Origin of the sequence: Metabacillus kandeliae, assembly GCF_021166585.1 — a bacterium.
Lineage (GTDB): Bacteria > Bacillota > Bacilli > Bacillales > Bacillaceae > Metabacillus_B > Metabacillus_B kandeliae.
In genome coordinates this window covers 1-14508 of record NZ_JAJOZE010000019.1, presented here as the reverse complement: position 1 = coordinate 14508, position 14508 = coordinate 1, and the positions used below count along the sequence as shown (strand labels likewise).

The window sequence follows — 14508 nt, the reverse complement described above, 5'->3', positions numbered from 1 at the left end:
TGGATCGGGCCTTTTTTATTCTTTCCATGTTATCCATTCCTGGCTTTCCAGGATGTCTAAAAAGCGGACGAGTCTTGGAAGGATGGGTTCAGCCTCATTACCAAAATGAGCTTTTATTTCCCCGGCAATCTCCTCAACCGTCATCTCTTTCACGATTTGCCGAACAGCAAATTCACCATCTTTGTCCAGCTGAATTTTTCTGACAGAAGGCTGCTTTAAAAATTTCACTGATAGCCTCTCTGCCCAATTCTCTCTTTTTATAACCAAATAGGCAGGACTGTCCTCTGCTTTTTCCTGAAAGCTGACTGTATCCTTTAAAAGAGGAACCATTGTTAAAAGGTTCCTCTTCTCTTTTTTTCTAAACACGATTCTTTTTCCCTTTATAGGCTACATACCATAAGAGTCCAGCAAGCAGCAAGAATAGAATAAAAGGAATTAAATTGCTGGACAGCAAGGCGTTATCAGGAATTGGAGTGCCAAAATAGATCAGAATGGCAATTAAAACTCCAACAAGCGATTCGCCAGCGATAAGCCCCGAAGCAAACAGGATGCCTCTGTCATTCCGTTCCTCTCTGATGGCATCTGATTTAGAAAAGCGGTCAATAAAGTAGCGGACAAAGCCGCCGACCATAATCGGCGTGCTGACATGGACCGGCAAGTAGATGCCGACAGCCACAACAAGGGAATTCAGCCCGAAAAATTCAAGCGTAACAGCAATGGCGGCACCGATAAAAATCAGATCCCATGGCAGATCTCCGCCAAGTACACCTTCAGCCAAAATTTTCATCAAAGCAGCCTTTGGAGCTGGAAGTTCAGCAGAACCCATATGGTAAGCATTATCCATCAAAATTAGAATAAAGCCGATAATGGAACCGGAGGCGACAACGCCGATCATCATGGCCACCTGCTGCTTCCACGGAGTACCGCCGACGATATAACCGGTTTTCAAATCCTGCGATACGTCTCCCGCTACGGCAAGAGCCGTACAGATAATAGCCGCTACAACAAGTGCTGCAACCATCCCGTTGATGCCCGTAAAGCCTGTTGCTTTATAAACGAGCGTTACGATCAGCAATGTCGCAATCGTCATGCCCGATACAGGAGAGGAAGAGCTTCCGACCACCCCAACGATACGGGAGGCAACAGATACAAAAAGAAAGCCAAAAACGGCAATGGCAATTGCTCCGATAATACCCACGTTGGTTACCGGCACAAATGCGATAATTAAAATAATGGCAATAATACCGCCGATCACATATTGCTTAGGAATATCCATTTCTGTACGCGGAACCGCATAGCCAGCCTGTCCTTTATTGGCACGCACACCTCTGAAAGTATCCATAAAAGAACCGAATAAAGTAGGAAGAGATTTTACAAGTGTAATCAATCCCCCGACAGCTACAGCCCCTGCCCCGATATAGCGGATATAGCCTTCCCAAATGCCCCATGCATCAAGCTTTGCAATGGGAACCTCTGCCGGGAAAATCGCCTGCGCGCCGCCTCCTCCGAAAAAGCTGATAACCGGGATCAGTACGATCCAGGCAAGCAATCCGCCGCCAAGCATCTGCCCGGCAACTCTCGGCCCGATAATATAGCCTACACCTAGAAGAGCTGGGAGAGTATCAATCCCTACAACCGCATTTTTAAAATTGCTAATGCCTGTTTCTACTTCTGTTTTGAAAAGCTTAAAACCATCACCAACGGCCTTAAACAGTCCGCCAACAAGCAAACCGATCCCAATCAGCTTAGCGCTCGTGCCGCCCTCTTCACCGGACTTCAGCACTTCAGCACAAGCCGTTCCTTCAGGGTAAGGAAGAATTTCATGCTCTTTCACAATCAAAAGCTGGCGAAGAGGCACCATCATGAATACCCCTAAGAATCCGCCTGTCAGCACGATGAAAATGAAAAGACCCTGGTTGACCGGCACTTTCCACAAAAACAATGCAGGAAGCGTAAAAACTGCACCGGCCCCAATCGCCTCACCGGCTGTCGTCATTGTCTGCACGATATTGTTTTCCAGGATGGAATTCCTGCGGAACAGCCCGCGCAAAATCGCCATGGAAATAACCGCAGCCGGAATCGAAGCAGAAACCGTAAGCCCGACACGCAGTCCGAGATAAGCATTCGCAGCCCCGAACACAACTGCAAGGATAATACCTAGAATAATGGCTGTTACAGTAAGTTCAGGAAGCGACTTAGAAGAAGATACATAAGGCACAAACTTGCTTTGTTTTGAATCATCTGACAATTTAAACACCGCCAATTCAGGAAATATACGGCTGCCAGTAACGGGCAGCCTGGGTAAAAAGCTAAGGAGCATTATATCATTGTTTAAGATGTTGTTACAGAGGAGATTGGTTGGGGTTTTGCCTCTGTCCCCCTTTTTACTAGAAAGCTGTCCCTCACTCTATTAAAGCAATAAAGCTCTGTCCCCCCTCATCCAATGTCTTGCCCTGACCAGGTTTGAACGGGGGAGTCTCTGTCCTTTGCTCTATTAACGGAACAAGGGACAGGTACCTAGTAAGCGTTCCCTGTCCCCAGCTCTGCTAAAGGGGTAAAGCCCTGTCCCTCATAAATAGGAATACCTTGTTAGCAAAGGTCTATGAGATATAGGTCCTGTCCTTTGCTGCTTCAACGGAACAGGGGCCAGGTCCGCCTGTACTTTGGGGGACAGAGCCCCCGCCCCCCCAACATCAAAAACAGCCCGCTCCCCCGCACAAAAAAGCGCCCCCATCAAAGAGCGCGAATAAAGGATCAAACATGCCCCGCTTCCTTCAATTCCCTATATTCCTCGTCCGTAAAAGGCCGTGATCTTGATAAAAACCGTTTTCCTTCTACACCCTCCAGTGAAAACATGCCGCCGCGGCCGTCGACGGTGTCGATGATCAGCTGGGTGTGCTTCCAGTAGTCGTATTGTTTTTTATGAATGTAGAAGGGGCTGCCGCCGATTTCTCCAAGGAGCACATCCTGGCTTCCGATGAGAAGGTCGCCTTCCGGGTAGCACATAGGCGAGCTGCCGTCACAGCAGCCGCCGGATTGGTGAAACATGATCGGGCCGTGTTTGTCCTTCAGCTTTTGAATCAGTTCCAGAGCTTCTTCAGTGGCCGTGACACGGTCAATCATTGGAGATCCCTCCTTTTATAGTTTAGAAGAATCCAAGCTTGCTTGGGCTGTAGCTGACGAGCAGATTTTTAACTTGCTGGTAGTGGCTGAGCATCATTTTATGGTTTTCTCTGCCGATACCGGACATTTTATATCCGCCGAATGCTGCGTGAGCCGGATATTGGTGATAGCAGTTTGTCCATACCCGCCCTGCCTGGATTTCTCTTCCGAACCGGTAAGCGGTGTGGATGTCTCTTGACCAGATGCCTGCCCCAAGTCCATATAGCGTGTCGTTGGCCATCTCAAGGGCTTCATCAGGGGTCTTGAAGGTCGTTACAGATAAAACAGGGCCGAAGATTTCTTCTTGGAAGATCCGCATGTTGTTGTTTCCTTTGAACATGGTCGGCTTGATGTAATAGCCGTCTGCAAGCTCGCCTTCAAGGATGTTGCGTTCGCCGCCGATGAGGCATTCAGCTCCTTCAGCTTTGCCAATTTCCAGGTAGGATTGGATTTTTTCCATCTGTTCGGAAGATGCCTGAGCGCCCATCATTGTTTCAGGATCAAGCGGATTTCCGATTTTGATAGCTTTTACCCGTTCTAATGCCCGCTCCATAAATTGATCGTAGATCGATTCATGAATGAGGGCTCTTGATGGACAGGTACAGACTTCTCCCTGATTCAGAGCAAACATAACCATTCCTTCAATGGCTTTATCAAGGAAGTCATCATTTTCTCGTACAATGTCTTCAAAAAAGATGTTCGGCGACTTGCCTCCGAGTTCCAGCGTGACTGGAATGATATTTTGGGAGGCGTACTGCATAATCAGGCGGCCTGTTGTGGTTTCTCCGGTAAAGGCGATTTTATTGATTCTTGGGTTTGAGGCAAGCGGTTTGCCGGCTTCAAGTCCATAGCCGTTTACAATGTTTAGGACGCCTTCAGGCAGAAGGTCCGCAATCATTTCAAGCATGTAAAGCAGTGAGGCTGGAGTCTGCTCAGCAGGTTTTAGCACAATGGTGTTGCCTGCTGCAAGGGCAGGAGCAATTTTCCAAGCAGCCATGAGGATTGGGAAATTCCAAGGGATAATTTGGCCGACAACGCCAAGCGGCTCATAGAAGTGATAGGCAATCGTATTTTGGTCAATTTCTGACAGGCTGCCTTCCTGTGCGCGCACAACAGAGGCAAAGTAGCGGAAGTGGTCTACGGCAAGCGGAATGTCGGCATTAAGTGTTTCCCGTACGGCTTTGCCGTTTTCCCAGGATTCAGCGACAGCGAGTTTTTCCAGGTTTTCCTCCATGCGGTCGGCAATCCGGTTCAAGATCAGGGAACGTTCAGTAACAGAGGTTCTGCCCCATGTGTCCTTTGCTTTGTGGGCTGCGTCCAATGCCAGTTCAATGTCTTCTTCTGTTGAACGGGCAACCTGGCAGAATACCTTGCCTGTGACAGGGGTAACATTTTCGAAATATTCTCCTTTAACAGGCGGTGTCCATTTGCCGCCGATAAAATTGTCGTATTTTTCCTTGAATTGTACAATTGATCCTTCTTGTCCAGGAAATGCATATACCATTTTTCTTCCCCCTCGAAAATTGGAATCGCTTACAATAGCCATTTTAAGTATAGAGTCAGATTATTGTCAATTTTTAGACAAAGTGATAGAAGGGTTTGCTGAAGAAAAATCGAAGTATTTTGTAAGCGTTTTATTTTGGGAGCTGGTAAAAATGAAGTTTCATAGCTTTGAAGAATTTTGGCCTTTTTATTTATCGCAGCACAGCAAAAAATCGACAAGAACATGGCATTTTGTTGGAACAAGCTTTGTTTTTGTGTTCCTTTTAGCGGGCATCGCAACTTTTCAATTCTGGCTCGTGCTTCTTGCACCTGTGACGGCTTATCTGCTTGCCTGGATCAGCCACTTTTTTATAGAGGGCAACAAGCCGGCTACGTTTGGCCATCCATTTTGGTCGCTCGGAGCTGATTTTAAAATGTATGGGTATATGCTGACCGGGAGATTGGACGATGAGATAAAGAACCAAAAGGGAAAGGAGAGTTCACATGACACTTCCGCTTTCAGAGGCTAGACCGCCGTATCCCTTTTCTGAAGCTGACTTTGGAAAAACGTATTTGGAACCAAGCTACAGGGTCGATCTGCGCGAGCCGGCAAACGAAAACCTTGATGTTTTTTTCAATGCCAATCAAGTTTCTGACTGGTCCCAGCTCACATGGAAGGAAGCGGGAAAGCCCTATGAAGTAAAAACAATGTCAAAGCATCGGAAAAGCTATGAAAAAGAGAATGGCGAAATGTCTGTGAAAACTTCGTGGGAGGATTTTAACCGCTCATTTCATGAATGGTTTATAAAGGATATGCCTGATGAGATGTCAAAGAGCAAGGGTGAGATGCTGCGCCATTTTTCACGTTTCCGTTTAAAGGATGTGAAAGAGGCTCTAGGGGAAACGGTTCGCCTGTCGCTGTGGAATTACGTGCACCGGATTGAGGACGGAACTTGGGACCCGAGAGGAAAAAGAGCGCTTTTTCAGGGGCTTGATGTCAGCAAACCCCGTATTTTGTTCCTGGGAGCTGCTGAAGGATATGAGGCGATGCAGCTGCATGCGATGTATCCCGGCGGCGAAGTGGTGCTTTGCGATTATGATGAATTTTGCAAAACCGACCGGTTCGGCCATTTTCCGGAGAGCTATCCGTTTTTAGGCTTTAATTCGGCTACAGGGCAGCCGAGAGTTTGGTATAAAGATCAAATGAATATTCATTATGTTGTGGATGATATTCGCAATCTCTCCTTTGGAAGAGAATTCGATATTGTCATAAGCGTCGGACTTTTGGAGCATTTTCCAGACAATTATAAAGAGGAAGTTATGGATTGGCACCGGAAGTTTTTAAAGCCAGGAGGCTATGCCATTCTGACAACTCCGCGGCATCAGCTGAAATCTAGACTGTTTTATATGATCATGGCAGACGTTATGAATCATACTTACAGAGAGCTGATGGATATTAAGCAGATGGGACTTTATGTTTATGAAAACGGCTTTGATATTTTAAGGCATGGCTTCATTAAAGTGCATAACGGGATTATCGCAAGGCCTCGCTGATAAAGGATAAGCCGAAAGTTGTGTTTGCTTGATTGTCGAATGAAAAAGATTGAATAGATAGAAATATTATGAAAAAATCAGTCTATTGGAAGCGGTTGCATAATACTATAAAAGCGGTTGCCAGATTTGCTGGCACTTCTTTTCGGCTGTTTGCGCAAACGATTTCATAAATGATTTCCGATATTCGGAAGGGAGAGACAATAGGGGATGAGGAAAACAAGGAAATGGCTTTCCTTCGTGGGAGTGCTGATTCTTATGACACAGCTTTTTGCTGGGGTGCATCCAGGGATGGCAAAGGCAGAAACGGCTGAACGCACCGTAACGCTTGTCGGCAGCCTGCAGGATGAACTGGGAGCATCAGGGGAATGGGATCCTGCTTCCGATAAGACGAGGATGACCGTTAAAGGCAATGGGATTTATACACTTACAGGAACTCTCCCGGCAGGTACATACGAATATAAAGCGGCTATCAATGGGAGCTGGGATGAGAATTACGGAGCAGGCGGCGCAAAAGGGGGAGATAATATTAAGCTTACCCTGAGCGAAAAAACAGAGGTAACCTTCTATTACTCTGATATAACACATGCCATTGCAGACAGTACCGTTTATAAGGCGCTTCCGGAAGAAAAAACACCGCGGCTTGCAGGTGATATTCAGCCGGCAATCGGCGCAGGCGCTGCCTGGAGCCCTGATCAATCGACTGCTCTTTTTGCAGATCAGAAATTTGACGGCATTTATACGTATACAAAAGAAGTTCCAAAAGGAAAGTATGAATACAAAGTGGTGCTTGGCAGTCAGTGGGGCGAGGAATATCCGGCTGACAATGCCAAGCTGAATGTACTGAAGGATACTGTAATCACGTTCTCTTACAACAGCAAAACAAAAGAAGTGACAACCGATTACAGCCCTTCCGGATCTGACGGACAGGTTGCAGCAGCAGCGCTTTATCATGACACATGGGATCCTGCATACCGGAATCCTTTTGGCGCAGTACCTGTCGGAAAAAAGGTGACACTTAGATTTTCAGCTAAAAAGGACGATCTTACACGCGCAAGCTTGTATGTAAAAAACTATCAAACTGGCACAACAAAAGTTATTAAAATGACAAAAGAAGGGTCTGCAGAGACAAAGGACAAGGGTTCCATCGACTTCTGGGAAGCATCCTTTACCCCTGACGCGAAGGGTGTTCACGGCTACAAGTTTATCGCAGGCGACCAGGATGCATTGTATGAGTATGGCGAAGATACCCAGGAAGGCCATACAGGAAAAGCGGCAGACAAGAATGCAGGGCTGTTTCAGCTTACTGTGTATGACCCTGCCTACAAAACCCCTGACTGGATGAAGGAAGCGGTCGTGTATCAGATCTTCCCTGACCGGTTCAACAACGGAAATACGAAGAATGACCATTCAAAGGATCAAGCAGGAGCAAGAGGCAAGCAGCCGATTGAGCACCCTGCAAGCTGGAGCACTCTTCCGGATAATCCGCGCGAAAATACCGATTCATCCTATAAAGGCGACAATGAATGGAGCAATGATTTCTTTGGCGGTGATCTAGCTGGCATCAAGGCGAAGCTTGATTACCTGCAGTCGCTTGGAGTCAACACGCTTTACTTAAATCCTATTGCTCTTGCACCGTCCAATCATAAATACGATGCAACCGATTATAAAGCGCTTGATCCGATGTTCGGCAGCCCTGAAGAGTTCAAGGCTTTTACAAATGAACTGGCGAAAAGGAATATGCATCTCATTCTTGACGGCGTGTTCAATCACGTTTCAGATGATTCAATCTATTTCGACCGCTACAACAAGTACAATACGGTCGGTGCCTATGAATACTGGTCAAGAGTCTATGACTTGATGAATACGAAAAAGCTGTCTGAAAAAGATGCGAAAGCAGAAGCTGAAAAGCAGTTTAATAAAGAAGGACAGATTTTCAGCCCTTATGGGTTCCAAAACTGGTTTAATATCGAAAATGAAATCGTCGATAAGGGTTTGCCGACCGAACGGTATAAATACCAGGCATGGTGGGGATACGACAGCCTTCCTGAATTCAAATCAGTTGACGGAAAAGCGGTAGACCATCCGAGCGAATTGAACAACCAGGCTTTTGCCGATTACATGATGTATGAAAAGGATTCTGTTTCAAAAACATGGATTGACCGCGGAAGCTCCGGCTGGAGACTTGATGTGGCAAATGAAGTGGATCCTTCCTTCTGGCAGGAATTCAGAAAGCAGATGAAGAGCAAAGCCATGACTGGTGCAGGCGCAACCTTAAAGCAGGGAGAGCAGCCGCTGATTCTTGGGGAGATTTGGGACGATGCGTCCAAGTATTTCCTTGGAGATCAATATGATTCGGTTATGAACTACCGTTTCAGAGGAGCGGTGCTTGACTTCCTGAAGAACGGAAATGCGCAAAATGCTGAACAAAGCTTAATGGCCATTCAGGAGGATTATCCGAAAGAAGCCTTCCAGGCGCTCATGAACCTGATGGGCTCGCATGATACAGCAAGAGCTGTCTTCCTGCTTGGAAATGGAACAGACAGCTATGAACGGGCTGAAAAGGATCCGAATTATAATTATGAGCTTGGGCTGAAGCGTCTGAGTCTTGCCGCTCTCTTCCAAATGGGCTATGCAGGAGCACCGACCATTTACTATGGCGACGAAGCCGGTCTGACAGGTTCAAAGGATCCGGATGACAGAAGAACCTTCCCGTGGGGCAAGGAAAACAAAGAGTTAACAGCAAAGTATCAAAAAATTGGAAAGGTACGAAAGGAGAACAGTGATCTTTTCTCTTATGGCGAGCTGAACCACGTTTATGCCGACGGAGATGCAATGGCTTATACCCGGACAAAGGACGGAAAGGCCGCTCTTGTTGTGATCAATAGAGGCACGAAAGAACAAACGGTGAAGATACCTGTGAAAAATGGCATTCTGAACGGCGTCAAACTGACAGATCAGCTTGACTCAGCCTATTCTGTCACTGTTTCGAACGGCATCGCAGAGGTGAAGATTCCAGCTCAAACAGGAAGAATGCTTCTTTCCTCAGGCAAAATGAAAGCACCGAAAAGTGTGAAAGCCCTTTTCGCCCATGCGGGATTAAAGATGGCAGCTCTCACATGGAAAGGTAATGCCCCTTCCTATAATGTGTATGTTTCAAGCATTAAAGGGGGCATGTACGAAAAAGTTCAGGAAACAGCAAAAGAAGGCATCAAATTAGATGGCCTGACAAACGGCAAGAAATACTACTATGCTGTAACAGCTGTTGATTCAAAAGGCAATGAATCAAAAATGGCAGAGACTGGCGCCATTATTCCGCACTATGACTTAAAACAGGCAGTTCTAAGCGGTTTAACAAAACTGCCGGAAAGCGAGCTGGATCTTTCAAAGCAGCTCGATGTCAGTGCTGAACTATCAATAAAAGGCGTAACAGATAAGGAGATTGCAGAAGGAGTTCAAGGAAATCTCCAGGTAAGAAAATCTGGAGAAAAATCGTGGACAGCGTATGAGGCGCTGGATGTGGAGAGGGTCCAGGCGGTGAATGTTTTCAAAGCCTCCTTCACTCCTTATGAAGCAGGAACGTATGAATACCGTTTTGCTTTCACTTCAGACCTCGGTACGTCATGGGTGTATACTCCTTCTTCAAAAGTAAATGTTGTACCGAATAAATCCGATGTCAAAAAGCCTGCAGATGAAGCTGTTCTGGCAGTACCGCAGGCAGAGTCCGGACAGGTCAACCTCAGCTGGTCTCTTAAAGGAGCAGATGATCCTTATGTGATTCTTATTTTCCGGAATGGAGAAAAGATTGCTGATGTAAGCGGGACAGCTGATTCCTACCGCGATTTCCAGGTGGACAATGGCACAGCTTACGAATACAGCATTAAAGTCCTTGATAGGGCCGGTAATTTTGTGGATTCGAACAAGGTCTCCGTAACCCCTGATGTTGTGATGGTACAGGTGACATTTAAAGTGCATGCACCTGATTACACCCCGCTTAATGCTTCTGTGACAATCCCTAACAGCCTGAATGGCTGGAATACAGGAGCATGGGAGATGTCTAGAAACGGAGCAGTGTCGCCTGATTGGGAATACACAATCGATGCACAGGAAGGAACAGAGCTTACCTACAAATATGTAAAAGGAAATTCATGGGACCAGGAAGGTCTTCCGGATCATACGCCTGGCGACAAAACAGATGATGATGTGAGCTTGTATGGCTTTGGTGCAACAGGCACAGACATGAAAGTGATTGTCCAAAATCAGGGCAATAATAAAATGACGGTGCAGGATGAGATTTTCAGATGGATTGACATGCCTGTTGCAGTCAGCAGCATTCAGAGTTCCGGCTCCCAGCTGACTGTTAAAGGTACAGCCATTAAGGACGGCGTTCTGACCATTAATGGCGAAGCTGTCCAAATCGGCAAGGATATGTCCTTCCAGCACACCATCACACTTGCGGCAGGCCAAAAGAATGTCAGCGTTCATATTGAACCGTCTGAAGCGGCAAAAGCCAGCATTTATAAAAATGATGGCGGCGCCATTGCTAAGAATACGAAGGATTATACGATTGATGCTTCAGCTGGAACCATCAGGGAAGGCAAATAAAGGGCTGCGACATAATTCAACATGGAAAAGCTGTGTGATCTGGTTATCACACAGCTTTTTTCCCATGAAAGAAACAAAACGAGTATGCTAAAATTCTTAGTAAATGACTCAGGGAGCGTAGGGTAAATGGAAATCGACGGAGAACCGATTATCAAGATCCGGGATCTGAAAATGAACTTTGGCTCCAAAGAAGTGTTAAAAGGAGTCAATTTGGACGTTTACAAAGGGCAGATCATTGGCTACATAGGGCCTAATGGCGCCGGTAAGAGCACAACGGTAAAAATTATGCTGGGACTTGTCGAAGGCTATACAGGCTCTGTTCAGATTTTAGGACATGACCTTTCCGCAAGCAGCATGGAATATAAGAAAAAAATCGGCTATGTGCCGGAAACAGCCGAAATTTATGACAACCTGTCTGCGAGAGAGTATTTGACGTTTATCGGAGAATTGTACGGACTGGAGCAGGAAGCAGCTGATGAAAAGGCTGAAAAGCTGATGGGCTACTTTGGCATTGAGGATGTGTATGATACAAGGATTTCCTCTTTTTCAAAGGGAATGAAACAGAAGGTAATGCTCATCGCAAGCCTTCTGCATGATCCTGACATCTTATTTCTGGATGAGCCGCTGAGCGGGCTTGACGCCAACAGTGTCATGATTGTGAAAGAAATTTTGTCACAGCTCGCTGCACAGGGAAAGACCATCTTTTACTCATCGCATATCATGGAGGTTGTTGAAAAAATCTCCAACCGCATTATCCTCCTCCATGAAGGCCAGGTTGCGGCAGACGGCAGCTTTGAAGAGCTGAAAGACAAAAACCTGGAAAGCTCTCTTGAGGAGATTTTCAATCAGCTGACGGGCTTTGGTGAGCATGAAGCCATTGCAGGAAATTTTGTGGCAGCAGTCCAAGAGCGTGATCGTGTATGAAAGACATGAAAATTCTCATGCTTCTCGACCGCTTTCAGCCCTTGTTTGAACGCTTTGGCATTGAATACAGGATCATGAGGCGGATTCTCCAGGTGAAGCTGACGATGGATGGAAGAAGGGTCCCCACCATCATAAGCCAGTCTTCTAAAAGCAGGGAGGAAAACGGCAAGAATAAGTTTTTTGGCTCGCTTTGGGTATACGTGCTGATGGGAGTGATTCTTCTCCCGTTTGTCTTGATGGGGAATCAGTTTGTTTTTCAAATGAGCATCGTTTTCGGAATCATCATGTTTATGATCATGACGTCTTTGATTTCAGACTTTTCCTCTGTGCTTTTGGACATACGGGATAAAAACATTCTGGGCTCAAAGCCGGTCAATCAGCGGACAATCAATGCTGCGAAAACGATTCATATTTTTATTTACCTGTTTTTTCTGACCCTGTCACTGACTGGGCCGAGTCTTTTGGCAGCCCTTATCACCCACGGTTTTTTCTTTTTCCTGATTTTCTTTGCAGAAATCGTGCTGATCGATTTGCTGATTATTGTGTTAACAGCGTTTATTTATTTTTTTATTTTAAAATTTTTCGATGGGGAAAAGCTGAAGGATATTATCAATTACGTCCAAATAGCCCTTTCGGCAGGTGTTGCGATCGGATATCAGCTTGTCGGGAGATTGTTCAGCCTTGTAGATTACAATGCTGTCTTTACACCAAAGTGGTATCAGTTTTTCATCATTCCCATCTGGTTCGGTGCACCTTTTGAAGTGATTCTGCACCATTCCAGAAACGGCTACTTTATTATTTTTACGGTGCTCGCCATCCTTTGTCCGGCATTGGCTATTATGCTTTACATAAAATTCATGCCGGCATTTGAACGAAACCTGCAAAAGCTTGCAAACAACCAGTCAAAAGGGAAGAAAGCTAAGCGGCGGCTCCTTAACAGGATCTCCTCTATTATCTGCTCAGGTAAAGAGGAGCGGATATTCTTCCGCTTTGCTTCCGACATGATGAAAAATGAGCGGGATTTCAAGCTGAAGGTCTACCCATCAATAGGGTTCAGTCTGATTTTTCCTTATATCTTTATTATTAACGATCTGCGGACAGAATCGCTCGGCAGCATTGCTTCAAGCCAGCTGTATCTCTGCCTGTATTTTACAGGCATTGTCATTCCGACGATTATCATGATGCTGAAATTCTCTGGAAGGCATAAGGGCTCCTGGATCTATAAAACAATCCCGATCCATGATTTGCAGTCTGTGTTCAGCGGTGCGCTGAAGGCGGCAATTGTGAAACTGTTCTTGCCTGTCTTTCTTTTGAACAGCATAGTATTTACAGCTTTTTTCGGCCTTCGGATCTTGCCTGATTTGCTGGCTGTTGTTCTGAATGTTTTGCTGTACGCAGTTATTTGCTTTAAGCTGATGAGAAATGCCCTGCCCTTTTCTGAAGGCTATGAAGCCGTTCAGCAAAATGAAAGCATCTTAATATTTGTGCTGCTGCTGATTCTCGGCGGTCTGGCACTTGTCCATCTGGGGGTTGCTTTTATCCCGTTCGCCATCTACCCTTATACGGCCGTTCTTGTGCTTTTAAACTGGTTTGCCTGGAAAAAAGGACTTGCCGTGCCATGGAGCGAAGTCAGTTATTGACGGGAAATAAAGATTGGCAGTGCTGGAAAAGATAGCATATAATCAATCTAAAAGAATGAGAACAGACAGCTCTTGCTGCCGGAAGGAATAGACAATGAAGGGATTTTTCAATAAAAACAAGTGGCGTTTCCTGACAGCCGTTTTGGTTGTGCTTTTGATCATAGCTTTTATTCCAACGCCGTACTATTTGTACCAGCCTGGTTCTGCTGAACCGCTGTCCCCAATCGTGACAGTCGAAAACGGCAAAAAAGATGAAAAAGGGAAGCTCTTTTTAACAACCGTGCTTTCAACGCGGGCGAGCAATTTGTATATTCTGGCTTCAGGATTCGTCACGCCTCACACACAGATTCAGAAAAAAGAAGACGTTCAGGGCGATTATACTGATGAAGAATACAGCCGGCTTCTTACTCACATGATGTCTTCCTCTCAGCAGAATGCCATTGCTGCCGGTCTTAAAGAAGCTGGAGAAAAGGTGGAAATCATCCGCAAAGGAGTTTTTGTTCAAAGTGTCATGAAAGACTCTAATGCAAAAAAGATCCTGCAGCTTGGGGATGTGGTAACAGCAGCAGACGGTCATAAACTTCCTTCTCCGATCGAGCTTGTGACCTACTTAAAGGAAAATAAAAAAGCTGGAGATACGGTGCAGATTACATACCAGCATGAAGGAAAAATAAAAACAGCGCCGATCAAGCTCATCCAGCTTGATAAAACAAGAGCTGGCCTTGGAATCGGTTTTGATGATGAATTTACACTGAAAACACCGAAAAAAGTAGACATTGACGCAAAGGATATCGGCGGCCCTTCGGCTGGACTCATGTTTTCGCTTGAAATATTGAATCAGGTCGTGCCGGAAGATTTAACAAAAGGGTACAAAATTGCCGGAACCGGCACCATTGATGTGAACGGAAATGTCGGCCAGATCGGCGGCATTGAGGACAAAATTGTAGCCGCTCATAATGAAGGCGCTGAAATTTTCCTATGTCCGGCCGATACGCTCAAAGGTGACAGCAATACAAAAGAAGTTATAAAAGCTGCAAAAGAGGACGGTTACGATATCAAGATTGTCCCTGTTAAAAATATAAAAGAAGCGGCGGATTTTCTGAGAAAGCTTCCGCCGAAGAAATAGCAAAAGGACTGCGCCTCA

General features: G+C 45.8%; 10 protein-coding genes. 6 read left to right on the top strand and 4 right to left on the bottom strand.

Annotation, left to right across the window (positions count from 1 at the left end; translation table 11 throughout):
• Positions 1-15 precede the first annotated feature (15 nt).
• The 4 genes from LRR81_RS20760 to exaC form a co-directional block, all read right to left on the bottom strand.
• A complete protein-coding gene (locus LRR81_RS20760; protein ID WP_231791333.1) occupies positions 16-366 on the bottom strand; it encodes a PqqD family protein in 351 nt (116 codons plus the stop codon).
• A complete protein-coding gene (locus LRR81_RS20755) occupies positions 359-2248 on the bottom strand; it encodes an OPT family oligopeptide transporter (RefSeq protein WP_231791332.1) in 1890 nt (629 codons plus the stop codon). The genes LRR81_RS20760 and LRR81_RS20755 overlap by 8 nt, the downstream gene beginning before the upstream one ends.
• Before the next feature lie 506 nt (positions 2249-2754).
• Positions 2755-3123, bottom strand: coding sequence for a DUF779 domain-containing protein (locus tag LRR81_RS20750; protein ID WP_231791331.1), 369 nt, complete (start codon positions 3121-3123; stop codon positions 2755-2757).
• Between the two features lie 22 nt (positions 3124-3145).
• A complete protein-coding gene (gene exaC, locus LRR81_RS20745) occupies positions 3146-4666 on the bottom strand; it encodes an acetaldehyde dehydrogenase ExaC (RefSeq protein WP_231791330.1) in 1521 nt (506 codons plus the stop codon).
• A gap of 151 nt (positions 4667-4817) precedes the next feature.
• Here exaC and LRR81_RS20740 point away from each other — a divergent pair, with 151 nt between their 5' ends.
• The 6 genes from LRR81_RS20740 to LRR81_RS20715 all read left to right on the top strand — a co-directional run bounded on the left by LRR81_RS20740 (position 4818) and on the right by LRR81_RS20715 (position 14490).
• The gene (locus tag LRR81_RS20740; RefSeq protein WP_231791329.1) at positions 4818-5174 is read left to right on the top strand and encodes a DUF962 domain-containing protein; all 357 of its coding nucleotides are present in this window, start codon (positions 4818-4820) and stop codon (positions 5172-5174) included.
• Complete coding sequence (locus tag LRR81_RS20735) at positions 5149-6198, top strand: class I SAM-dependent methyltransferase (protein ID WP_231791328.1); 1050 nt, start codon at positions 5149-5151, stop codon at positions 6196-6198. Before LRR81_RS20740 ends, LRR81_RS20735 begins: the two co-directional genes overlap by 26 nt.
• A gap of 255 nt (positions 6199-6453) precedes the next feature.
• Positions 6454-10800 (top strand): pullulanase X25 domain-containing protein, encoded by a 4347-nt coding sequence (locus tag LRR81_RS20730; protein WP_231791327.1) that lies wholly within the window; start codon positions 6454-6456, stop codon positions 10798-10800.
• Between the two features lie 126 nt (positions 10801-10926).
• A complete protein-coding gene (locus tag LRR81_RS20725) occupies positions 10927-11724 on the top strand; it encodes an ABC transporter ATP-binding protein (RefSeq protein ID WP_231791326.1) in 798 nt (265 codons plus the stop codon).
• On the top strand, positions 11721-13364 hold the full coding sequence (locus LRR81_RS20720) for a hypothetical protein (protein WP_231791325.1): 1644 nt from the start codon (positions 11721-11723) through the stop codon (positions 13362-13364). Before LRR81_RS20725 ends, LRR81_RS20720 begins: the two co-directional genes overlap by 4 nt.
• A gap of 94 nt (positions 13365-13458) precedes the next feature.
• On the top strand, positions 13459-14490 hold the full coding sequence (locus LRR81_RS20715) for a SepM family pheromone-processing serine protease (RefSeq protein ID WP_231791324.1): 1032 nt from the start codon (positions 13459-13461) through the stop codon (positions 14488-14490).
• The last annotated feature ends 18 nt before the right edge of the window (positions 14491-14508 follow it).

Bases quoted from the DNA above. Each gene is read 5' to 3' on its own strand.
- LRR81_RS20750 (WP_231791331.1), bottom strand. From the start codon at position 3,123: ATGATTGACCGTGTCACGGCCACTGAAGAAGCTCTGGAACTGATTCAA.
- exaC (WP_231791330.1), bottom strand. From the start codon at position 4,666: ATGGTATATGCATTTCCTGGACAAGAAGGATCAATTGTACAATTCAAG.
- LRR81_RS20740 (WP_231791329.1), top strand. From the start codon at position 4,818: ATGAAGTTTCATAGCTTTGAAGAATTTTGGCCTTTTTATTTATCGCAG.
- LRR81_RS20735 (WP_231791328.1), top strand. From the start codon at position 5,149: ATGACACTTCCGCTTTCAGAGGCTAGACCGCCGTATCCCTTTTCTGAA.
- LRR81_RS20730 (WP_231791327.1), top strand. From the start codon at position 6,454: ATGACACAGCTTTTTGCTGGGGTGCATCCAGGGATGGCAAAGGCAGAA.
- LRR81_RS20725 (WP_231791326.1), top strand. From the start codon at position 10,927: ATGGAAATCGACGGAGAACCGATTATCAAGATCCGGGATCTGAAAATG.
- LRR81_RS20720 (WP_231791325.1), top strand. From the start codon at position 11,721: ATGAAAGACATGAAAATTCTCATGCTTCTCGACCGCTTTCAGCCCTTG.
- LRR81_RS20715 (WP_231791324.1), top strand. From the start codon at position 13,459: ATGAAGGGATTTTTCAATAAAAACAAGTGGCGTTTCCTGACAGCCGTT.